The organism is Nonomuraea sp. NPDC050451 (genome assembly GCF_044458585.1).
On the sequence record NZ_JBITHZ010000075.1, the window covers coordinates 1 to 22,138 of the forward strand.

The 22,138-nt window shown below is 69.0% G+C and carries 20 protein-coding genes; 12 read left to right on the forward strand and 8 right to left on the reverse strand.

The features are described from left to right. The first annotated feature begins 305 nt into the window (after positions 1-305). The 5 genes from ACIBI9_RS66470 (at position 306) to ACIBI9_RS66490 (ending at position 4,906) form a co-directional block, all read left to right on the forward strand. Positions 306-797: a DUF2975 domain-containing protein gene (locus ACIBI9_RS66470; RefSeq protein ID WP_397239184.1), complete on the forward strand. Its 492-nt coding sequence runs from the start codon at positions 306-308 to the stop codon at positions 795-797. After that, the gene (locus ACIBI9_RS66475) at positions 797-1,018 is read left to right on the forward strand and encodes a helix-turn-helix domain-containing protein (RefSeq protein WP_397239186.1); all 222 of its coding nucleotides are present in this window, start codon (positions 797-799) and stop codon (positions 1,016-1,018) included. The genes ACIBI9_RS66470 and ACIBI9_RS66475 overlap by 1 nt, the downstream gene beginning before the upstream one ends. A 160-nt stretch (positions 1,019-1,178) precedes the next feature. Continuing rightward, entirely contained in the window at positions 1,179-2,459 is a 1,281-nt protein-coding gene (locus tag ACIBI9_RS66480; RefSeq protein WP_397239188.1) for a hypothetical protein, read from the forward strand. Between the two features lie 30 nt (positions 2,460-2,489). Next, positions 2,490-3,698 (forward strand): AAA family ATPase, encoded by a 1,209-nt coding sequence (locus ACIBI9_RS66485; RefSeq protein WP_397239190.1) that lies wholly within the window; start codon positions 2,490-2,492, stop codon positions 3,696-3,698. Next, positions 3,698-4,906, forward strand: coding sequence for a VWA-like domain-containing protein (locus ACIBI9_RS66490; RefSeq protein WP_397239192.1), 1,209 nt, complete (start codon positions 3,698-3,700; stop codon positions 4,904-4,906). Before ACIBI9_RS66485 ends, ACIBI9_RS66490 begins: the two co-directional genes overlap by 1 nt. Before the next feature lie 109 nt (positions 4,907-5,015). Here the strand turns inward: ACIBI9_RS66490 and ACIBI9_RS66495 are convergent, their stop codons facing one another. Beyond that, positions 5,016-5,834, reverse strand: a complete 819-nt coding sequence (locus ACIBI9_RS66495; protein WP_397239194.1) for a hypothetical protein — start codon at positions 5,832-5,834, stop codon at positions 5,016-5,018. Between the two features lie 530 nt (positions 5,835-6,364). Between ACIBI9_RS66495 and ACIBI9_RS66500 the strand changes: the two genes are divergently transcribed. Then, on the forward strand, positions 6,365-6,703 hold the full coding sequence (locus tag ACIBI9_RS66500; RefSeq protein WP_397239196.1) for a hypothetical protein: 339 nt from the start codon (positions 6,365-6,367) through the stop codon (positions 6,701-6,703). A 152-nt stretch (positions 6,704-6,855) separates the two neighbouring features. Here ACIBI9_RS66500 and ACIBI9_RS66505 read toward each other — a convergent pair whose 3' ends face one another. After that, complete coding sequence (locus tag ACIBI9_RS66505) at positions 6,856-11,193, reverse strand: caspase family protein (protein ID WP_397239198.1); 4,338 nt, start codon at positions 11,191-11,193, stop codon at positions 6,856-6,858. Beyond that, on the reverse strand, positions 11,190-11,585 hold the full coding sequence (locus tag ACIBI9_RS66510) for a hypothetical protein (RefSeq protein WP_397239200.1): 396 nt from the start codon (positions 11,583-11,585) through the stop codon (positions 11,190-11,192). Before ACIBI9_RS66510 ends, ACIBI9_RS66505 begins: the two co-directional genes overlap by 4 nt. A 646-nt stretch (positions 11,586-12,231) precedes the next feature. Between ACIBI9_RS66510 and ACIBI9_RS66515 the strand changes: the two genes are divergently transcribed. Continuing rightward, on the forward strand, positions 12,232-13,029 hold the full coding sequence (locus ACIBI9_RS66515; RefSeq protein WP_397239202.1) for a phosphatase PAP2 family protein: 798 nt from the start codon (positions 12,232-12,234) through the stop codon (positions 13,027-13,029). A gap of 62 nt (positions 13,030-13,091) precedes the next feature. Here the strand turns inward: ACIBI9_RS66515 and ACIBI9_RS66520 are convergent, their stop codons facing one another. Beyond that, positions 13,092-13,508 carry a hypothetical protein gene (locus ACIBI9_RS66520; protein ID WP_397239204.1) on the reverse strand — a complete coding sequence of 139 codons (417 nt, stop codon included), beginning with the start codon at positions 13,506-13,508 and terminating at the stop codon, positions 13,092-13,094. A gap of 237 nt (positions 13,509-13,745) precedes the next feature. On the opposite strand from ACIBI9_RS66520, the gene ACIBI9_RS66525 reads away from it, so the two are divergent. From ACIBI9_RS66525 to ACIBI9_RS66535, 3 genes are all read left to right on the forward strand, one after another. After that, complete coding sequence (locus ACIBI9_RS66525) at positions 13,746-14,078, forward strand: hypothetical protein (RefSeq protein ID WP_397239206.1); 333 nt, start codon at positions 13,746-13,748, stop codon at positions 14,076-14,078. 515 nt (positions 14,079-14,593) lie between these two features. Then, positions 14,594-14,773 carry a hypothetical protein gene (locus tag ACIBI9_RS66530; RefSeq protein ID WP_397239208.1) on the forward strand — a complete coding sequence of 60 codons (180 nt, stop codon included), beginning with the start codon at positions 14,594-14,596 and terminating at the stop codon, positions 14,771-14,773. Positions 14,774-14,969: 196 nt separating this feature from the next. Continuing rightward, complete coding sequence (locus tag ACIBI9_RS66535) at positions 14,970-16,103, forward strand: FAD-dependent oxidoreductase (RefSeq protein WP_397239210.1); 1,134 nt, start codon at positions 14,970-14,972, stop codon at positions 16,101-16,103. A gap of 45 nt (positions 16,104-16,148) precedes the next feature. Here the strand turns inward: ACIBI9_RS66535 and ACIBI9_RS66540 are convergent, their stop codons facing one another. The 3 genes from ACIBI9_RS66540 to ACIBI9_RS66550 form a co-directional block, all read right to left on the reverse strand. After that, positions 16,149-17,210, reverse strand: a complete 1,062-nt coding sequence (locus ACIBI9_RS66540) for a TolB family protein (protein WP_397239212.1) — start codon at positions 17,208-17,210, stop codon at positions 16,149-16,151. A 117-nt stretch (positions 17,211-17,327) separates the two neighbouring features. Next, the gene (locus tag ACIBI9_RS66545) at positions 17,328-17,996 is read right to left on the reverse strand and encodes an alpha/beta hydrolase (protein WP_397239214.1); all 669 of its coding nucleotides are present in this window, start codon (positions 17,994-17,996) and stop codon (positions 17,328-17,330) included. An 87-nt stretch (positions 17,997-18,083) separates the two neighbouring features. Next, positions 18,084-18,995 (reverse strand): SDR family NAD(P)-dependent oxidoreductase, encoded by a 912-nt coding sequence (locus tag ACIBI9_RS66550; RefSeq protein ID WP_397239216.1) that lies wholly within the window; start codon positions 18,993-18,995, stop codon positions 18,084-18,086. Between the two features lie 60 nt (positions 18,996-19,055). On the opposite strand from ACIBI9_RS66550, the gene ACIBI9_RS66555 reads away from it, so the two are divergent. Continuing rightward, positions 19,056-19,982, forward strand: a complete 927-nt coding sequence (locus tag ACIBI9_RS66555) for an AraC family transcriptional regulator (RefSeq protein WP_397239218.1) — start codon at positions 19,056-19,058, stop codon at positions 19,980-19,982. Between the two features lie 831 nt (positions 19,983-20,813). Then, on the forward strand, positions 20,814-21,488 hold the full coding sequence (locus ACIBI9_RS66560) for a hypothetical protein (protein ID WP_397239220.1): 675 nt from the start codon (positions 20,814-20,816) through the stop codon (positions 21,486-21,488). Here ACIBI9_RS66560 and ACIBI9_RS66565 read toward each other — a convergent pair. Next, on the reverse strand, positions 21,485-21,703 hold the full coding sequence (locus ACIBI9_RS66565; protein WP_397239222.1) for a hypothetical protein: 219 nt from the start codon (positions 21,701-21,703) through the stop codon (positions 21,485-21,487). The two genes, ACIBI9_RS66560 and ACIBI9_RS66565, sit on opposite strands and share 4 nt — an antisense overlap. Between the last annotated feature and the right edge of the window lie 435 nt (positions 21,704-22,138).

The window sequence follows — 22,138 nt, forward strand, 5'->3', positions numbered from 1 at the left end:
CGCCGCCGGTGACTGGTCCACCTACGCCGCCGACCTCAGCCAGAGACTAAGAACCTGAGGATTCGGACAGTTCCAATACCCGACTGCACCGTTGGCACGGGGCGAGGGCCGGAAAGTCGTCTCGAGAGGCCGGCTGTGGCAGCCGGAATCCGTACGGCGAGGTAGCGAGGACGACTTCGACAAGATCAAGATGGGGTGACGGCGTCCCTCCATGGTGCGAAACCGCCGTCCACCCTCCGCCCCGACCCTTGCTTCGACTATCGAAATTCGATAGATTCTTATCGCAACTCGATGGAGGATGGATCATGGGAAAGCTGGCAGTGCGTGCGCTGCGCATCGTGCTCGTGGTGGTGCTCGCGGGCACCGTGTTCGTACAGGCATTGATGGTGTGGGTGTTGGTCAGCGGGAGCGACCCGGAGGACGGGTCGCTCCCGCTGACCCCGCTGCGCGTGATCGCGATCCTGGGCATGCTGTCGGGCCAGGTCGCCCTGGTCAGCGTATGGCGGCTGGTGACGATGGTGCGACGCGGAACCGTGTTCTCCCACGCCGCCTTCCGGTACGTGGACGCCGTGATCGGCGCGATCGTGGCGGCGGCCCTCCTGTGGTTCGCGGTCACGGTACTCAATGCGCCGGGCCAGCGGGACGACCCGGGTGTCACCGTCATCATGGGCGGGATCGGCCTGGCCATCCTGGGGGTCGCGCTCATCGTGTACGTGCTGCGGATGCTGCTCGCCCAGGCCGTCGCGCGCGACGTCGAAGCGGCGCAGATGCAGGCCGAGCTGGACGAGGTGATCTGATGCCGATCGTCGTCGACATCGACGTGATGCTGGCCAGGCGGAAGATGTCCGTGGGCGACCTCGCGGACCGCGTCGGGATCACGCCCGCCAACCTGGCGGTACTCAAGAACGGCCGCGCCAAGGCGGTGCGCTTCACGACGCTCGCCGCGCTCTGCGAGGTGCTCCAGTGCCAGCCGGGCGACCTGCTGCGCTGGGAGGCTGAGGACACCGCGGGCGTATGACGTGCCCCAGAGCGGGCGTGAAACGCCTGGCGCCGCCGGCCTGACACGGTACGTCGACCGCATGGACGCTCTTCTCGCGCGGACCCGAAGACGCTACGCTGATCACGATGAATAGCTCCTACATCAGATTGGGGGCCCCGTTCACGCAAGGTGAGTGCTGATGCCGCACTCAACCCCGAACGAGGATCCCCGCCTAACCCTCTGGCTGCGCGTGCGCGAGTTCGCCGTGCCGCCCTCCATGATCGAGTCAGCGACCGCCCGCCGTACCACCGGAGACTGGGCAGCAGCGTGCGCGGCAGCACACGTAGACGTCGATCTCAACCTGCGCCACATAGCGCGCCTCCACGGCCAGGAACTGGCCACCCACCTCCGAACCGACCTCCGCCACCTGGCACCTGACCTGCTGCGCTGGCACATGCCAAGGATCGCCCCCAACGGTCTGATACGTCCGGGCCTGACCCTTTCGCTGGCCCGGTACCACGAGAGGGACAACCCGGTTCACCTCGTGGCCAGGACTCCGCCGGCCTGGGCGGATGCAGGTCAGCGGATCAGCCTGGCGCTCTGGGACGGTTCCCGGTCCGGACCGCATCCGCACCCCCATCCGCATCGACGCTTCCGCCTCGACCTGCATCGCCACTTGTGGGATGCGCGCAGGGCCGGTGAGCTGCGTACACGTTCCGAAACGGCGCCGCACGCACGGGGCTGGGCCGTCGATCGGTGGCCGGCCGAGGCCCGGTTGCTGCTCCGTGCTGACGGGCAGGACGGGGGTACGGTCGCCGTCCGGGTCGGCGGGCGGCGTCAGGTGATCGTCGATGTGGACGCGTCCCGGGTCGGAAACGAAGGACCCGCGCCGCCGATCTTGCCTGATGCGGCGACCTGGGTGCTGCCCGACCTGGCGTTGCTGCGGGCCGGGCTGATCGAGGCCGACCGGCTGCACCCGCTCGTCGCAGCGGCCCTCGTACCCGGCCGTTCGCCGGAGGCCAGGCCACACGGCCACCAGAGCGAGAACGGGCCGCGAATGGTCGAGTGCCGCGGCGCCCAGCACAGGATCGCGCTCGTGAACGGCGTGCTGGTCGCCCTGGATCACGACGCGACCGAGATCCGGCGCGAGAAACTGCTGGCCGAGTTGACCGGCACCCCGTTGCCCTGTTTGCAGCTGATCGAGGAGGCCCACCGCTCCCCGGAGTGCCTCCTCGACGTCCGCGCGCGGCTGGAGCACGGCGACGCCGCCGGTGCCCAGGCCACCGTCGACGGTCTCCTCGGACCTGGTGCGCGGCTGCCCGAGGGCGCGCTGCGCGACGTGCTGGAGGAGGCGGCGCTGCGGCGGATCGACCACGGGCTGTTCCGTGCCGGGCTCGGGTCGGAGCTGGGACCGGCCGAGCGACCGGACCGCCGCTCCCGTAAGGGCCGGGAACGCCCGCGCCACGCCACATTCCGCTGACGCTTTCCTAGACCTCCAAGGTGATTCATCATGCTTTCGTCTGTTCACGCCTCGCGCTTTGAAGTCGCCGGCGATCTGCTGTCCCTGCTCCGCGACACCACCACCGAGCCACGTACCGACACGCAGCTGGAGGCCCTGACCCTGGCCGTGGCGGCCGACCTGCCCGTCCTGCTGTGGGGGGAGCCGGGGATCGGCAAGACCGCGGCGCTGCAGCAGCTCGCCGAGGCGCTCGACCTGCCGCTCACGACGGTGATCGCCAGCGTGCACGAGCCGTCCGACTTCTCCGGCCTGCCGGTGGTCGGTGACGACCCCGCCGTGCAGGGCGTCCCGATGGCGCCGCCGGATTGGGCCGTACGTCTGGTTCGCGCGGGCCGGGGGTTGCTCTTCCTGGACGAGCTGTCCACGGCACCGCCCGCCGTACAGGCCGCTCTGCTCCGCCTGGTTCTGGAACGGCGGGTCGGGGCCCTGCGGCTCCCGGCAGGTGTCCGGATCGTGGCGGCGGCCAACCCGCGTTCCTCCGCCGCTGATGGCTGGGAGCTGAGCCCGCCGCTCGCGAACCGGTTCGTCCACCTGCAATGGCGTCACGATCACGATGTCGTCGTACGCGGCCTCGGCGGGACCTGGCCGCGCGCGAGCCTGCCGTGGCTCGACCCGGAGCGGCTGTCCGAGGCGGTGACGTTCGCCCGGCGTGCGGTGTGCGGGCTCCTCACCGCCCGCCCCGATCTCGTGCACCGGCTGCCGAACAACGAGGCGCACAGAGGTGGCCCGTGGCCCTCACCTCGCAGTTGGGAGATGGCGTTGTGCCTGACCGCGTTCGCCACCGCGGCCGACGCGTCCAAGGACGTGCTGTCCATGCTGGTCAGGGGCGCGGTGGGAGACGGGCCTGGGCTGGAGCTGCTTGCCGCCATGGATCGGATGGACCTCCCCGACCCCGAGGCGCTGCTGGCCGACCCGGCGACGGCCGAGCTGCCCCAGCGGGGTGATCTGCGCCAGGCCGTACTTGACGGTGTGGTCGCGGCTGTGCGGAAGCGGCCGGAGAAGGGCCGATGGGACGCGGCATGGGCGCTGCTGGTGAGAGCGCTGGAGACCGGCGCCCCGGACCTGGTGGTCGTGCCCGCCTCCACGCTCGCCGCGCTGCGCCGCGCGGACTGGAAGGTACCGGCCTCGATCGAGAGGCTCGCCGGGGTGGTCTCCTTGAGCAGGAAGGCGGATGAGGTCGCGGCGCGGGTGGCGGGCTGATGGACCTTGAGAAGCTCTTCACCGCCCGGTTGTACGCCGCGCGGGCCCGGCCCTATCTGGCGACGGCGCTGTTCGCGCTGCACCCGGTGGAGTCGCGGTTCGTGCCCACGATGGCCGTGGATCGGCACTGGCGGTGTTACGTCTCACCGGCGTTCGTCGCGCGGACCCCTGTTGAGGAGCTGGCGAGCGTGTGGGTGCACGAGGTCTCCCACCTGCTGCGCGACCATCACGGCCGCAGCGACCGCGTCGCCCGGCAACGGGAGCTGACCGGACGGGGAGAGCGGCTGCGGATGAACATCGCCGCTGACTTCGAGATCAACGACGACGTGTACGGTGACGGGCTGGCCTGGCCTGATGGCGCCGTCCAGCCGAAGATGCTGGGGCTGCACGAAGGCGAGCTCATGGAGGACTATCTGCGCCAGTTCCGGCTCGGGCCGTACACGCAGAATCTGGTCTGGCTGGACTGCGGCAGCGGCGCCGACGGACTCGAGCGGGAGTGGGATCTCGGGCCGGAGGGCGCGAACGGGCTCAGCGACCACGAGCGGGAGGCGGTCCGGTTCCGGGTGGCGCAGGGCATCAACGCCCATCCGGGGAACGTGCCGAAGGGATGGCGGCGGTGGGCAGAGGAGGCCTTCCACCCGCCGCAGCCATGGCGGGAACTGCTCGGCACGGCCATCCGCTCGGCGCTGTCAGGACCCGGCGTGGGCGAGGACTACACCTACGGCAGGCCGCCGAGGCGCTCGGCCGGCCTGCCCGGCGTCATCCTGCCGAGCCTGCGCCGCAGGCCGCCGCGGATCAGCGTGGTCATCGACACCTCCGCGTCGGTCAGCGACGCCGAACTGGGGAGCGCGTTGCTGGAGGTCGCCGCGATCGTCCGCGCCGTGGGCGGCCGGCGCGACCTGGTCAGCGTGCTGTCCTGCGACGCGGCGGCCTGGGTCGCGCAACCGCTGTGCCAGGCCGAGGGGATGACGCTGGTGGGCGGCGGCGGCACGGACCTGCGTGCGGGCATCGCCAAGGCGCTGCGGGCGAGCCCGCGGCCGGACGTCATCGTGGTCCTGACCGACGGACAGACCCCGTGGCCGCAGGAACGGCCGGCGTCCCGCATGGTGGTGGGGCTGTTCTCCCGGACGAAGCGGTCGTACGAGAGCGATCCCGACTACGTGCCGGACACGCCGCCCTCATGGGCACGGGTGGTCGACATCGGCTAGGCAAGTCGGCCTCGGCGGCTCAGTGCCTCCTGATTGGTTCCCCTGCCGCTCTGACGGGAAAGATGTGCGGGGGGTTTGACCGCCGACGCCGGTTCCTTCTAGGCGCAGGTTAGAAGGGGCCGCTCTCCGGATAACCAGCCTTTATGACGGCCTTGCGGGTCTTCGCGTTGAGTTTGTTCTCGCTGATGACCTTGCCGGCCGCCGGTGCGGCTATCTTCACCTGGGCGCCCCAGCCCGAATACTTGGTATCGGTGTGGAAGACCATCTGGTCATAGGCCGTGGTGTCGTCGTCCGGGTAGGTTGTCGTGTCGACGACTGCGCGGGTGAGCAGGTTGTGTCCATCGAAGTACAGGTGAAACTCGACGGTGCCTTCCCCGGCGGACTTGTCGTGCCGGAAGTCAGCGAGTTTGGCGGTGCCCTGATATTCGCCGGTCGCCACTTCTGATGCGTTGTCCAGCATGAACTGCAGTTCCGCTGGAGTGATGCCCATGTTGAGGACGGCGTTTTCGCGCCCACTGGCCTTCGACTGGATCCAGGAACGACCGGACGGCAGCGCCTTGGCGATGCCGGCGTTCGTCACGTAGGCGTTTCTGCTCTCAGCGATGACCCGGTAGGGGGCTTTGGACTCTTTCTGGCGTGAGGACATGCGGATACGGAGGTCGGCAGCCGCTACGTTGCCTTTGCCGAAAGCCAGGGTGCCGACCGTTTGGGTGTTCACCTGTACCTGCATAGCCTGGTCGTCGGCGGTGAAATCGAGAGTGATGCCGCTTGATTCGTTGATCTTTACGCCTTTGCCCGGGACCAGTTGGGCCTTCAGGGCTTTCACCGGGTTCATTGGAGCGGCCTGCACGGATGCCGCCTGAGCGGGTACCGCCACCGTGCACACAGCTGCGGCCGTTGCCACGAGGCCTGCGAAGAAGAGTTTCATTAGCGTCCTTGTTTGGGGGTATAGCAGGGAAAAGAGTAAGAGGGTGGTGTTGGCGAGATAAGGGATTTCTTATAACAATCCTGTGCAGGCTGGCGATCCCAAGTGGTGATAGTCCTCGGTGAAGGCGGACGGGTAGCCTTGCGTCCGCTCTCGTATTTTCGGGTCAGGGCCGGCAGAGGTGGCCATATCCAGGATGGCGAGCCCCGTGCGGCACGCTGCGGCGAGATATCCGGGGCACTGGTGAGGCTTCTTCACGATGGCCGAACGAGGTATGTAGGCGCACATCAGCGCCTGGTCAGCGGCATGATCGCCGTCGCCCGTACGCGATCGGGGGATCGCCGCCAAGGCCTCCTTCGTCGGGCCTTGCCACTGGTCACAGCGGAAGGTCAGCCTGTCGCGCGGCTGAGCAGCGGCTCCGGTCCTGGGCCACGGTCCTCCGCTTCACTCGTGATCAAGTGCTCAGGGAGTGGAATACTCGCCGCGTGCCATCTCGAATCCCTCGTGAGAACGCCCGCTATCTCAATGGCCCTATGCCGACGCTCGCCCTTGTCTCGGCCGACCCTATCGAGCAGCTTCCCGTACTCGAGCTCCACGCAGGCAAGCCGTCAGTGTGCGTTGGCTGGCAGCTTCTCGCAGGGTTCACGGTCTCGGTGATGGACGGTCCTGGCGATGCTGGGATCTTCATCGATGGGATGGCCCGTCCGGATGAGGCTGAAGCACGTTTTGCTTGGCTGAGCGCCGTGGACCGTGCTGGTGGTGCCGTCGTACTGGTTGTGGACTCCCACGACCAGGCGCACGACTGGGTCACCCTGGCCGGCCTTGGGACGACACGAGGGGGGTTCGTGCCTGCAGTCCAACGCGCCGTGTGACCGGCTCAGCGAAGCCGAAGACGGGCGCCTGCTCAACGGCTCCCTCAGCTTGATCGGCTTCCAAGGGCGTACACCTGTGTCCAGGAACGTTGTCAGCAGCGCTGTTGGCTAGATCCGATGGCACCTGCGAACCCGACCATGCGACGCAGGATTCACTTCGCGCAGGGGTCCGCGTAGGGGACATTGGGAAGGTACTGGAGCCACTCTCCTTCAGCGATCGGCCGGCCCCGTCGCTCGCAGATCCGCCGCTCCGCCGTCGCCAGGTCCGTCCCCCAGAACTGGGCCGTGCCGTCTCCCGCGGCCGTGACCACTTGGCGCCCATGGGTGAAGGCAACGTCGTGGACCGGCTGCCGGTGACCTCGCAGTATGGCCCAGAGATTTGGCGACCTCGGGGAGGGGAGCGTCCAGAGGCGGACGGTCTGGTCGTCGGAGGCCGTGGCCAGCATCCGGCCATCCGTGCTGAAGGCGACGCCCCTGACGGCGGCCGAGTGACCCGTGAGCGCCACCAGCATCGCCGGTTCGGCGGGGCGCGTGACGTCCCAGATGCGGGCGGTCTCGTCGGTGGAGCCTGTTGCCAGGAGGTGTCCGTCGGGGCTGAAGGCGACGGAGTTCACGTCCAGGGCGTGCGCGGGGATGTCAGCCAGCCATGGGAGACGGGCGGGGTCCGCGGCGTTCCAGAGCTTGACCGTCCGGTCCGCGGATGCGGTGGCCAGGATGCCGCCATCGGGGCTGAAGGCCAGATCCCAGGCGGCGTCCTGGTGCGCGACCCGGTCCAGCAGCAGCTTCGGCTGCTTCGGCGCGGACACGTCCCACATCTGGAGCGCTCCGCAACCGCACGCGATGGCGAGCACGCGCCCGTTGGGGGCGTACCCGATCGCGTCGACCCTGGTCGTGCTGCTTCTGAGGGTGGCAGCGAGCACCGGTTTGCGGGGATCGGTGATGTCCCACAACCGTCCCAGGCCGCAGCCGCACGCGATGGCCAGCGTTTTGCCGTCCGGGCTGAGGCTGACCCCGGTGACGAAGTTGTTCTCGGGGCGGAGGGCGGACAGCAGCACCGGCTGGCTCGCGTTCGAGACGTCCCAGATCCGGGCGGTGCGGTCGTCCGAACCGGTCACGGCCAGGCGTCCGTTGGCGCTGAGCGCGACGGCGTCGACGCCGTCGGCGTGCCCGCCGAGTGTCGGCAGCGCCGCGGGAGAACGTGGCGTGACCACGTCCCAAAGGCGGAGGGTGCCGTCGGAGGACACCGTCGCGAGAGCGGTGCCGTCCGGGCTGAAGGCCACCCCTTGCACCTCCGCGAGGTGCCCGGTGAGCGTGGCGAGCCGCTGGGGGTTCGCCCGGTCGGTCACGTCCCAGAGGGACGCGAGACCTGAGGCGCCCACCTCGGCCAACGTGCGGCCGTCGGGGCTGAAGGCGACCCCGTAAACACGGTCGGTCTGCCAGAACGTAGCCTTCTTGGTGGCCTTGGCGGGATTTGTCACGTCCCACAGCGTCACGCCCCAGTCCTCCGAGGCCGTGGCGAGGGTGCTTCCGTCGGGGCTGAACGCGACGCTCGAGACGGCGTTGACGTGCCCCTTGAGCGGGGGGAGTGCCTTGGGGCGCGCTGGATCGGACATATTCCAGAGGCGCACCGTCGTGTCCGATGAGGCGGCGGCCAGCGTGCGGCCGTCCGGGCTGAAGGCGAGATCGCGCAGGTCGCCGTTCTTGTGGGTGACGGTGGCCAGCAGCCGTGGACGGCTCGGGTTCGCGAGGTCCCAGATCATGCCGGTCAGGTCGCTGGAACTGGTGACCAGGACGCGGTCACCCGGGCTGAACGCGGCGGCGATGACGTTGTCGCGGTGGCCGGTCAGCGTCGCGGTCAGCCGCGGGTGTGCGGGGTCCGAGACGTCCCACAGCCGTGCTCGGTCGTCGAACGACACGGTCGCGAGCAGGCCGCCGCCGGAGCTGTAGGCGAGGTTGGGTACGCGTTCCGCGTTCGCCTTGATCGTGCCCAGGCCGCGGACGCGCGTACGGTCCGCCACGTCCCAGAGCTGGACTGTTCCGTCCGCGTACGCGGTGGCGGCCTGCCGCCCGTCACGTGAGTACGCCACGCCGTACGCGTGCCCGTGCGTGGCGGGGACCCTCGTCGGGACCGGGTGCGAGAGGGTGGAGAGGACCGCTCCGCGCGCTTCGGCGGTCGGCGCGACGCGGTAGGCGGCAAGGCTGACCTGGGCGCCGAGGGTTGGGTCGGTGAGCTCGGCGCCCACGCCCGAGACCTGTTTGGACAGAGCGCTGTCGCGCTCCCGCTGGGCGTTCTGCCCCTGTAGAAACGCGTAGACGCTCGCGGCCGTGGCGGTCACCAGCAGGACCGTGAGCGCCGCGATCACCTGCCTGACCGTCCTGACCCGGCGCCGTCCGAAGCGGACTCCGGCCTCCAGGAAGGACGTCTCCAGCGGACGCAGGTCCGCGGGGTCCAAGCCGACCGTGGCCTGTCGGGCCGCGTCCAGGCGGGTGTCGGTGTAGAGGTAGGCGGCGTCCCTGCCGTGGTCCTGCCAGGCCGCCGCGTCCTCCGACAGCTGCTGGCGCACCAGCAGGTCGGCCCTGTTGACGTCGATCCAGCTGCGCAGCTGCGGCCAGCCGCGGATCAGCGCCTCGTGGGCGATCTGCACGGTGTCGGCGTCCACCGTGACCAGCCGGGAGGCAACGAAAGCCTGCAAGGCCCGTCGGGCGGCATCGTGGTCGGCGTGTCCCGCGGCCGGTAGCAGCTCGTCGAGCGCGGCCACCTTACGGGTGTCCTCCACGCCCTCGTGCAGGTGGACCAGGCGGAGCAGGAGCCAGCGCGCCATGCGCCGTCCGTCCTCGTCCAGCGCTGCGAGGGTGGCGTCGGCGGTGGCCGCGATAGCGTGGCCGATGCCCCCCGTCGCGTGGTATCCCGCCAGGGTCAGCACCCGTCCCTCGCGATGCTGCCAGGTAGCCAGCAACGCGTGCGACAGCAACGGCAACGCCGCCCGCGGGTTGGCTGCCGTGTCCGCCGTCGCGCCCAGCTCCTTAAGCAGCAGGTCCGCCAAGCCGTCCTGCAAGGCGAGGCCGGACAGCTCGGCGGGCTTGACGATGACCTCGCGTAGCTGGGCGGCGGTCATCGGGCCGACCACGACGGGCTTCCGGAGCGCCGCGACCAGCTCGGGAAAACGGGTGCAATGGCCGTAGTAGTCCGCTCTCAAGGAGATCACCACCGTCGCCACGGCCCTCTGCCCGGACGCGGGCCGCGACAGCACGCCGAGTGCCTCCACGAACGCCTGCCGCTCCTCCTCGTTCGGGCACGTCGTGAACACCTCTTCGAACTGGTCCACGATCACGACCGGCCGCTCGGCGCCATGTGGTCCCCGTACCAGGTCTCTCAGGCTGAGGGGATCGGTTTTGAAACGTTCCAATACGTGGTTGGCGTCGTCGGGTGCGGGCAGACGCTCGGCGAGCCGCCGCAGGGGATGCTCGCCGGGCGTGAGCAGCAGATGCGGACGCCCGCTCGCCATGAGCTGGGGAAGCAGGCCCGCGCCGATCAGGGATGACTTGCCCGAGCCCGAGGCGCCGATCACAGCCAGCGGTACGCTGTCCGGCGGCCGGTCGAGCACCCGCTCCCGCAGCTCGAGCGTGAGCTTCTCGCGGCCGAAGAACAGCCTCGCGTCCGCCGGGCCGAACGCGGCCAGTCCCTGGTACGGGCCGAAGCCGGCGGCGTCGACGGGCGGAGGCAGAGCGGGCGGCACTGGAGAGCGGTAGGCCGGGTTGGCGGCCAGCACCAGCCCGTCGCTTGCCCCGATGGCCTGGCGGCTCGGCCGCGGCAGCCCTTTGCGTTCGAGCGCGTGCCCCAGGGACCTGTAGAGCGCGTCGAGGGTGAACTCGTGCGGCGCGCGGGGATCGCCCTCGCTGAGTATCCGGACGAGTTCCCCGGTGAAGGCGGTGTACGGCGCACCGGGCGGCGCCCATGCGGCCTGGTCGCGTTCGGTGGCGGTGAGCAGGTAGGTGCCGTGCCGCCAGTCGACGTTGAACGCGTCGGCGGCCTGCTGCCCGAACGGACCCGAAGCCCGAGCGGAGAAGCAGCAGTCGAGAATGATCACGATGAGTCGGGCCGGGCACTCCTTCAGCACGTCCCTGATCACCGAGTAGGGCAGCGCCTGATGAGCGGCCACTCCGCGGGCCGGATCGAAAGTCGCCTTGGTGGCCAGGTGGAGTTGGTTGTCGGGGCCGACGAAGCCGTGCCCCACGTAGTAGAACAGCAGCACGTCGGGGGCCGCGTCGGCGGCGGCCACCAGGGCGTCCCCCACCACCATGGGATTGGCCGGGTCGAGGAGCGTGACAAGGTGGGCCCGATCGAGTCCGGCCCGTCGCACCAGGCAGTCCTCCAGCGCGGCCAGGGTCGGCCGCACCGCGGCGACGGAGTTGAAGATCGACTCGGCGGCGTACTCCTGGGAGCCGACGAGCAGCGCTCGCACCCCGGGCGTGGCCAGCATGCCGGTCATCGGCCGGAGTCCGTCTCGTCCTCCCGCAGCTGGTCGGCAGCCTTGACGATCTCCTCCACCAGCGCCTTGGTGCCGGCAGCGTCGAGGGCCTTTACCCGTTCAGCCGTCAGCTCGACCTTGGACTCGCCGTCCTTCGAGCTGAACGTGATCCGGATGCGTCCGGTCCGGTAGCGCAGCCAGGCGATCACGGCGCCGACGAGCGCGACGACCCCGCCGCCGGGTCCGAGGACGGCCAGGAGCCCGTCCGTGACGGCGCCGAGCGTGCCGGGCGGCGGGGCCGCGGAGATGACGCGGACCCGGCCGGCCAGCTCGGGCTCGGCGGTGAGCCACGACTGGAGCCCTCGCGGTAAATCGGGCGAGTCGCTGTCGGGGAAAGTTAAGCGAACGTCCACGGGCACACCCGTTCTTCTAGGTGACTTATACGTGGTATCGCTCCCCGAGAGGGCCAGAATAGGCTATTCATAGATCGAATGGAACGATCTATCCGCACCCAAGCGGACACGGCAATCAGCCTCTCGCTTGGCGAACGCCGGCTACACCCTGCAGCGAACAAGTCGCCGGCCACGTTTCCTGGGCGGCTTGTCGTCGGCAGTGGCTTCTGTATGGGGGCTGACGTGGAGCCGGCATTCGGGCGGGTGAAGCGGCATCTCGAGTACGTCGTGCGGTTCCTCGACGACGCCTGCTCATGGTCGGCGGCTGGTCGTCGCCGCTTGCGGCAATACTCCGCCGCCGGTGTGCGCCGGTCAGCGATCATGTCGCGAGCAGTGCGGAAGACCGCGAGGGGCTTCGCGACAGGCTCGGCCGCGCCGCCGTGTGACCACCTCGACTACGGAAAAGCCCCCTTATGAGACTCCGCCCCGACGTCCGCAGGCGACCGCCTCGGCTGGAACGACCGCGTGACCCCTATCAGGCCGCGGCCAAGGCGACCGACCCTTCGGCGACACGGTGCACGTCCGGTCGTGGGTGACCGTCGCCGACGAGTTGATGCGGCTGCAGCTAGATGGTCCATGCCGAAGCGGGTGAGTTACTGTGACCCGCGTGAACCCGCGTGAGGTGGCCGTCGGCCGATTATCACGTCTGGTGGCGCGTGCCCGCTCAGCCGCGCTTGTCGGGAGGATGGGTGGGCGGCGGCCCGCCCCGCTCGTCGAAGTGGCCGGTCTGCTGCTCGTGATCCTGGTCTTCTCGCGGCTTCATTCCGCCGCCGGGAAGGACGTCGCAGCCGCCACCGCCGACGCTCTGGCTGTGCAATCCATGGAACGAGCCCTCCACCTGGACATTGAACTGAGGGCGAACCAGTGGCTGACCGAGCATCCGGCCCTCATCCAGCCGGCGGTGTACTACTACCGCCTGTACTACCTCGCGATCATCGGTGTGCTGGTGTGGGTCTACGTTCGGCATGCCGATGTCTACGTCAAGGTCCGCCGGACTCTCATCGCGATGATCGTCCTCGTGTTGCCCGTTTTCTGGGCGCTGCCCATGTCGCCCCCACGGTTCGCCTTGCCGGGCGTCGTCGACATCATTGCCGAGCACGACATCCTGGGGGGCCATGCCTCACGAGAGGTCGAGAACGGCCAGAACCTGTATTCGGCGATGCCCAGCATGCACGTGGGGTGGTCGCTGTGGTGCGCGTATGCCGTGTGGTACGCGCTGCGGACCTCCCATCCGCGGTTGGCGTTGCTGTCGTGGATCTTTCCGCTGGGTATGGCGGCAGTCGTGCTCATCACGGGGAACCACTATGTGCTCGACATCGCCGGCAGCGTCGTGTTGCTGATCGTCTCCATCGCTGTCGTATCAGCGTGGAACCATCTGGCCGAGCGACGGCGTGCTCGGAATTGAGCGCCTGCGACAGATCCAGTTCGGGAGGTGGGTGATACTCCGGCTAGGTGATCTCTCGCTGCCTATTGAATGGGGAATTTGTGGTGCGGTCCCCGTGATCCAGAGGGGAGTTCTTCGATCCCCAGGTCGGAGAAGACCAGGGTGAGGTCGTGCGCGTTGGTTTGGATCCGGACTTCATGGAAGTCGATGCCGATGGTTGTGGCCCAGTGCCGGGCGGTTGGTGAGTCGGTGATGAGCGTGGCTCCGGGGTAGAGCATCTGCCAGTTGACTCCCCAGAGGTATCCGTCGAGGCCGGCTCCCGTTTCGTAGGTGATGAGCCGGTCATCGAGAGAGCCGCGCCAGGTGTCGGCCGGCACGGTTGTGGCGCAGTGGGCCTGCACGCAGTGGCGGAACAGATAGCCCGGCGTTGTCGGCGGGTCGGTCCGGTCAGCCGGCATCGCCAGTTGTGCTGTCTCGGCCTGCTCTGGCGACATCACCACCGGCTCAGGCTGAGGTTCGTGCTCAGATGCCCCTGGCGAATCGGGGAGGGTGTGCAGGGCCGGTCACAGTCTCAGCGGGCATGCTCGATGCCGGTGCACGGGCCGTGGTGTGAACTGCAGCTCGTCAGGGATTCCGTACCGGCTCAGCGCCGTGGCGAGGGTCCGGCAGCCGGCCGGCCGGCGGGGCGGGTCACCACGGTGGCGGCGACGCGGTAGCGGGAATGGTCGTCTACTCCGGTGACGGCCCTCGGCCTGGTGGGCCTGGCGATCACGCTGCTTGGCTTCTTCTCCACCTTCGATTGGGGCATCCTGCCTGCCTTGATCTACGTCTCAGGAAGTACTGCCCTTCTTGGGTGGTTGTTGAGCCGATGGTCGAGCCGCCGAATGTACCTACGGTGGGCAATCATCACCGTGCACCTGCTGACGATCGGCGCCGCCATACTCGACCTGGCCCTCTTCTCCACTGTGACTTGGTATGCGGTGTTCGGCTCTCACATACTCGTTTGGGTCGTCATCGTCCTGCTCCTTCTGCCTCCGGCTGGGCGTTGGTTCAGCGAGTCCCGTGCCTGATGTGGCGGCAGGCCCAACGCCACTGATCAGGGCTGCGTGGACCTCTTTCGACCTCGATCTCCCTGCTCGGTGGTTGCACGCCGCGTTGCCGCACTCCCCGGCACTCTGCCTGCCCGTCGTCCGGGCGTGCGGCCTGGGAGCCGGTCTCGGACGGCAGCGGGACACCAGGCCGAGGGCGCCGGCCGCGGCGTACTTACGGAACGCCCCAGCAGATCGCCGCGCCGCACTGATGCAGCCCTCACGATTGCCATTGCACGGCGGGCCACCGTAAAGAGTTGGGAGCGATCGACGATCCGTGATTCGTGGTCGCGGGTCGTTTCCGAGCCGAGGCAAGTTTTATGCCATAGCTGCGCAGGTCCTGCCGACGATCCTGATTGCCTTGTCGGTGGAGATCGGCTTCATGGTCCAGTATCGCTTGGGCGAATTGGGAAGCGCCAACCAGACGGGTAGGGCGGGCCGTTTTCCCTCGTCCCGGGAATCAAGGCATCCATCAGGAGGTGGGCGGTTGGGCTCTCGTGGTCGCTGTCGCTTTCCTGGTTGGTGAGGTGCTGGCCGTATTGGCTCTGGCATTTCGCTGGTTCAATGCCTGGACTTTCGTGCCGGTCGTGGTCCGCCTGATGGTCTTGATCCTTGCGACTGCTGTCGTCCCTCTTCTTCGGTTGGCCGAACTATCGGCCGATGGTTTCAATCGATGAGCGGCCCAGTGGAACGGGACTGGTGGGAACTGGGGATTTCGTCGGAAGCTTGCCTTGTGACTCTGGTCGTTACGGCCGCCGCAGCTCATGAGAACGTGCGATCCACGGTCGGGAGTGTGGTGGCGGTGTAGAGGTACTGGGCGGGTCGCGTGCAGATGGGCCCGCGGGCAGGGCATTGCTCCTAGCGTCGCAGAGTATGCGGACAGTGGATGTACTGGTCGTGGGTGCGGGACTGGCCGGCCTGCGGACGGCTCGCCTGCTTGCGTTGCGAGGCCTGGATGTGATGGTGGTCGACCGTCGCAGGTCGCTGTCGACGGGCATCCGTACGACCGGGATCTTCGTGCGGCGTACCCTTGATGACTTCGACCTGCCGGAGCAGCTGCTCGGGCCTGGTGTACGGGACGTACTGCTGTATCCGCCGTCGCGGCGGGCGCCGATCCGGCTGACCAGTGAGCGGGACGAGTACCGCGTGGCTGACATGGCCGCCATCTACGAGCATGCGCGGCGGGCGGCGGAGTCGGCCGGGGCGCGGGTTCTCCTGGGCGTACGGTATGTCGGCGCGTCGATGGGTTCGGTGCAGTTCGCGGGGGCGGAGCCGGTGATGGCGCGGTTCATTGTCGGCGCGGACGGCGCGCGGTCCCGGGTGGCGCGTGATCTGGGTCTTGATGTCAACCGGCGGTTCCTCGTCGGTGCCGAGATCGTCCATCCGGTCGCGTCGGGTACGACCACCCCGGCGTTCCACTGCGTGCTGGATCCTCGGGTCGCTCCGGGGTATCTGGGGTGGGTCATCGACGACGGTCGGCACGCGCATATAGGCGTCGCGGGGTATCCGGGCGTCATGCGGACCGGTGTCCGCCATCTGCTGGACGCTTTTGCCGCGGACGCGCCCGGCCGAGCGGTGCCGACGGGTCCGGTCGAGCGCCGAGGTGGTCCGATCCCGGTCGGCGGTGTGCTGCGGCGGTTGGCGTGCCCCGCCGGGCTGCTCGTCGGCGACGCGGCGGGGGCGGTGTCGCCGCTGACGGCCGGTGGGTTGGACCCGTGCTTGCGCATGTCGGAACTGGCCGCGGCGGTCGTCGCCGGGTACCTGCGTACCGGCGACCAGCGCATGTTGAGGCTGTACGACGGGGGTGCGTTGCGGACGCGGTTCCGAGGCCGGCTGTTGTTGCGCCGCGTGTTCGCCGGCATCCGGTCGCCCGTTGCGGCGGAGGCGGCGGTGGCCGTGCTGCGCGGTCATGCAGGTCGGGCCTTGGCGGCGCGGATCCTGTTCGGTGACGGTTCGTTTCCGGCTGTCAATCCACAGCTTGTGGACGCTGCGATCGACCACCCCTGACACGAAGCCGTCGCAGTGTGGCCCGTGCCGATGACGGCATGCGGGTCATTTCAGGGCGCTGAAATGCGGGTAGATTTCGGATCTCCTGCCGAGCTTGAGCAGCGTCTCGGTCACGCGGCCCTTCAGGTCGATGATCCCGATGCCGGCCGCGGTGGAGATGAGCAGGTGCTTCTCGTCGTACCAGCCGAGGGTTGTGGGACGCGCGCCCGCGACGATGGGAAGTCTCGTCACGGCCTTGCCGGTCGCCGCGTCCCACACGCAGGCGGCCTTCTCCAGCGGCAGGCAGGCGGTGACGAACCGCTTGCCGGAGGGCGAGAAGACGCCGCGCCCGTCACCGCCCGGCCTGCCACGCACCTGGTGTTCCTTGGCGGCCTTGCCCTGGAGGTCGTACAGGCGGACGGTCGTGCTGCCGAGCCTGCCGTGCCTGACCAGGAAGCGGGTGCCGTCCTGGTTCCACTCGAAACCGCCGACGGTGACCAGCGCCTTGTGGATCTTGATGAAACGGGGCGTGAAGTCGGGCAGATCGAGGATCAGGACTCCTGCCGAGCGGTCGCCCTGGCGGGCCAGACTGACGGTGAACAGCAGCTTCTTGCCGTCCGGCGACCACCGGGGCCAGCGCATCTGGGGATACTGGGTGCCGCCGTTCTCGGTGCTGACGGGACTGTACTCGGTGAGCTCGATCTCGATGTCCCGGCTCGTGCCGGTCTTCCGGTCGGTGATCCGCAGGCGGTCCTTGCCCGGTTCCCTTGGAGACTCAAGGTGCGCGACCGTCCAGCGTCCGTCGGGGGAGACCGCCAGCTCCCCGTATTCGGTCTTGACGAACCGCCGCCGGTCCGGCTGCCATGCCCACAGGGTGAACGGGTTCCTCTGGGCCTGGAAGTCGGTGGTGGTGTAGGACGTGAACTGAACCGGGCGGCCGTTCAGGTCGGCGACGACCGCGGCCTGGCCCTTTCCGGCCGTGCCGTCTCCCGTCCGTACCGTTACGCCAGGTAACGTGCCTTTCGTCGGCTGGGGCGGGGCCGCGGCAGCCGAGGCTGTGGCTGTGGGGATGGCGGTGGTGGCGAGTACGAGTGCGCTCACCAGGCTGGACGTGAAACGGCCGAGCATGTGATCTCTCCTCGCTGTCGGAAAGAGGGGCATACCGCCGATCATGGTAGGCCCGCCCCCGGGCCGGCAGTGGCGGCTTGCGGAGAATCGATCAGTGCCGGGCGCTCGCGAAGCCGCTCAGGCGGACCGTACGATCTCGTCGATGAGGGCGGCCAGCCGGCGAGGCTGGGACAGGAACGGAGAATGACCGCCAGGGAGCCGGCGGATCTCGTCAGCTTGGGCTGCCATCTGCTCCTGCAGCGCGGGAGGGATCGCCTTGTCCTGCTCTGTGATGATGTAGGTGGACGGGATGTTCCGCCAGGCGGCTGCTTCGACCTTCTCCGCGAACGATCGGATGGTCTGGTTGACCAACTCGCTCACCGCCTGGGCGGCCTCCGCATCGGGCAGGTCGCCGTAGAGCGAGGTACGCGGTTCGTCGGTGAGCGGGAACAGGCCGTCCGTGTCTTCGGGATCGGGGACGCCGTGGAGGGTGTACATCGACTGTCCCTTGTCCGGCATGTAGGCGGCGAGGTAGATCAGCCGATCGACATTGCCCGCTTCGGCGGCGGCCTCGGTGATCGGGATGCCGCCGTAGGAGTGGCCGAGCAGCACGACCGGTCCTGCGATCGACGCCAGCTTCGCGGCCAGCACGGCGGCGTCGTCATGCATGCCCGCGGTGGGATGGCTGCCGGCGCTCGGGAGCGCCGGGGCGTGCGTGGCATGGCCGAGCGCGTGCAGCTCGGCCTCGAGCTTCGCCCAGGCGTTCGGCCGGTGCCAGGCGCCGTGGACGAGCATCACGGTGGTCATTGATGGTGCTCCAAGGTTTTCATGCGACATGTCGGACATTTCTTGATGTGAGTGCCTCGGCTCGATCGGCTCCATAACGACGGCCGGTCAGTGGTTCGCCGTCGCCGTGAGCGCGTACTCCCAGAGGCGGTCCGCGGCGGCCGGGTCCACCGACCAGGCGGCGACGCCCGCGGTCGCGCCCGTGCCGCCCGGCACCACCTCGGCCTCCTGGTTGTCCGACGAGAAGAACCGGCCGGTCGCGCCGTCCAGCAGTGGGGACGCGGCGAGCAGTACCGAGGTGGCGGCGCCCTGCTCCGGGGTCTTGAAGTAGTCCGGGGTCACCAGGTTCCCCTCGTCGTCCATCGCGCCCGCTGCCCGCATGGTGTCGTCGTCGAGGTGCCGCTGCAGGTTGGTGTGGATGAAGCCGGGTTCGAGCGCGTTCGCGGTGATTCCGTCGGCGGCCCAGCGCCGGGCGGCGGCGACCGCGAGCAGCACGTCCGCCGTCTTCGACTGCGCGTACGCGACCCACGGGTCGTACGGGCGGCGCTCGAAGTGCGGATCGCCGAAGTCGAACGGCGCCAGCAGCTGAGCGCCCGAACTCACCATGACCACCCGCGCGTCGCCGGCCTGCCGCAGGTTCTCCCGCAGGCCGGTCATCAGCGCGAAATGTCCGAGAAAGTTCGTCGCCAACTGCAGCTCCCAGCCGTTGGCGGCAACCTGGCGGGTGGGCAACGCCATGATCCCGGCGTTCGCCACGATCGCGTGCACCGGCCCGCTCCAGCCGGCCACGAACGCGCGCACCGAGCCGAGATCGCTCAGGTCCAAGGCCCGCTGGCCGCCGGTGGGGTTGCGGGTCGCGACGGTGACCTCGGCCCCCGCGCCCCGCAGCGCCCGTACGGTCTCCAAGCCGATCCCGGAGGCTCCGCCGGTGACGATGATCCGCCGCCCGGTGAGGTCGACGCCGGCGAGGATCTCGGCGGCCGTGGTCTTGGCGTCGAACGGGGTGCCCATACGTGTCATGACCGCAACGGTAAGGACCGGGAGTTGGACTCGGAATGGTTCAGGGTCCAACATAGTTGAGTGAGCGTCCAGCAAGCTGACCCCCTCGAAGACGTCCTCGCCCTCGTCGGCACGACCAGCCGCCTGTCCGTCAGGCTGGTGGCGGGCGGCGAGTGGGCGGTGTCGTACGGGCCGCCGCCGGCGGTCAAGTTCGTCGCGGTGCGTCGTGGCCACTGTCTGCTCACCGTCGACGGCGTACCGGAGCCGATTGAGCTGGCCGAGGGCGACTGCTTCCTGCTCACCCAGCCACGCGCCTTCACCATGGCCAGCGCTCCAGGGCTGCGGCCGGTGCCGGCCGGCCCGGTCTTCGCGGCGGCCACCGACGGCGTGGCCCGGGTGGGGACCGGCGAGGACGCGGTCTTCATCGGCGGCCGGTTCGACTTCGGCGAGCGGGCCCGCGAACTGCTGCTCGACGGGCTGCCGCCGGTGATCCACGTGCCCGGCCGCACCGCGGAGGCCGCGACCGTACGCTGGGCGCTCGAGCAGATCGACGCCGAGCTGCGCGACCGGTCGCTCGCCTCGACCCTGGTCACCGAGCATCTCGCCCTGGTCATGCTGATCCACCTGCTGCGCCTGCACCTGGCCGTCGCCGGGTCGGGCGCGGTGTCCGGCTGGATGGCCGGGCTCACCGACCCGATCGTGGCCCCTGCGCTGCGGGCCATGCACGCCCGGCCGGCCCACAGCTGGACGGTGGCCGAGCTGGCCGAGGCCGCGGCGGTGTCCCGGTCGACGCTCGCCGCCCGCTTCAAGCGAACCGTCGGGCAGAGCCCGCTGGACTACCTGACCGGCTGGCGGATCGAACTGGCCACCGACCGCCTGCGCCGCGGCGACGACACGGTGGCGATGATCGCCCGCAAGGTCGGCTACGGCTCGGAGAGCGCGCTGAGCAACGCGTTCAAGCGGGTCACCGGCGCGTCGCCGCGCGCGTACCGCCGCCGGAACAGATGACGTCCAAGCCCCACATGGACAGAACCGGATGCCCGAACGTGCCGCGACCGCGGGTCCGGCCATGGCTTCTCCCAGATGGCGTCGGGTTTTGGGGCCTGCATCACCGGCAGTCCGGCCGCGAGGAACGCCCTGTGATCATCAGCATCCCAACAGACGCCTGCTCGCCGCCACCTGCGGTGATGAGACGGTGCGAGGCGCGCAGCGCGCGATGGGCGAGCTGATGACCATGACCGACTGACCCATCGCGCTCCAGGGGTCCGCAGCCGCAGCGTCTGCTGGTACAGCGGGATGGCCTGGCCCAGCGTCGTTCGACCGGAACCGAAGAACCCTTCGGCCGCGGGGAACGTGCGAGCGTTGTCCGGCGCGATTGTCCGGCCCCGCCAAAGAGACAACGGCCTTCCCGGGGCAAATCGGGAAGGCCGTTCTGCGTCTGCCCGAGCGCTCGTCCGGACCAACGAACTGACGCCTGGGGGGCCGATCTGGGCCGACCTCGCCGCCGGGTCTCGATCGGTAGCGAAGGCTTCCATGATGCATGGTGTCCTGGTCGTCCAACCCCGCAGCCGGACCAGACCGTACACAGCCGATGTTTCCCGGACCACTCCGACAGCCCGCACAGCGGCCGCCATCGCCGCCTGCACCCTCAGCGACCTGGCCACATCCTGCTGACAGATCCGGTGTTCGGCGACGGGGGTTGTCCGGCCGCCACCACACGTATCAGGCGGGTGCCCGGTCTACGCCGCATGCGGTAATGATGGCCGCAGCGACATTTCATCCTCTCGGAGCACTTCCGCAACCAAGACTGGAAGATCCATACACCTGGAGGCGACTGACATGCCTATGAAGACGGTCTTCGACGTACGCCTCGAAGGTGAGCTGGACCAGCATCGCCTCAACCGGTTCCGCAAGCTGCTCAACCTCACCCCGCGGGGGCGGCTGACCGACACCGAGGACATGGAGTTCGGCGGCCGCACGCTGCGCGACACGCGCGAGGAGTGGGTGTGGCTGACCCTCTGGCGGGTCAGCAACCACGACTGGGACATCCGGCTGGTCTTCGCCGGACCCCCGTTGCCCGAGCCGGAGATCACCCGGTGCCTGGCGCAGATCCTCGGCGCCGCGTCCGCGCTCGGGCTCACCGTGACCAGGATCTGGCCCGAGCCGTCCGAACCGATCCCGGCGCCGGAACCACTGGAGCTGCCCACGCGGCGGGCACCCTCGGTGCGTCTAGACGGCGAGCGGCTCGTCCAGCTGCTCGAAATCCGCGTGCTCGAAAAGCTGCAGCAGGCCTTGGGCTTGCACCGGGAGCGCGGGACGACCGAGTTCGGCTGGCGCTACGTCCGTTGGGACCCGCCCCGTGATTCAGTGCTGCTGCAGGTGTTCGACGGTCCCGGCGGCACCGAGGTCACGCTGCTGTTCGACGCACAGCCGCCGGCACCGGACGTCGTGGCCGACGTTCGGCAGCGGATCGCCGCGGCGGCGGCCGAGGCCGGTCTACGCGAGGTCGGCTAGGGTCGGGCGCGTCCGACGATCTCCGCGGCCAGCTCATGGTAAGAAGGCAAGCAACCCATCCATCCGATCAGCCGCCCGGTTACCCACTCGCGCGTCCAAAGGGCGGACCCATCTGCGGCGATGCCTTGAATCTCGACGCTGGTCCAGGCCAGCGCCAGCGTCAATACGATCATTGCTGCGCCCGCCAACCGGTTGGCGGCGTTGGTGGGGGTCATGCGGTCGCCTCAGCACGTGCGGGCGATCGCCGAAAGACGATGTTGGCGGACCTCACGGACAGGCTGACGCGCCCGCGCGCAACGGTCATGGACCTGTGCATCTGCGATGTACAGGCGCGCCGAGTCGCCGAAAGATCGTGGGCTGAGATGGACGATCGGCAGATTTCGGTCCCGGCCTGGAGGGGGTGGGGCCGATCGACGCCCGGTGGCTCGTTCCTCACCACCGGCCACCGAGCGCGGCGAGTTGCTCTCCCAGAGGTCTTGACGAATCCTCAACATGGAGTCAACACGGCCGCACCTACCTTCCTCTCATCAGCCACAACACACGAGAGGGAAGACGACGATGAGCATCAAGCTTCGTAAGTCGCTCACCGCCCTGGCCATCGGCGGCGCGGCCTCCATCGCCATGCTGACGGCCACCTCGACCGGCGCCGT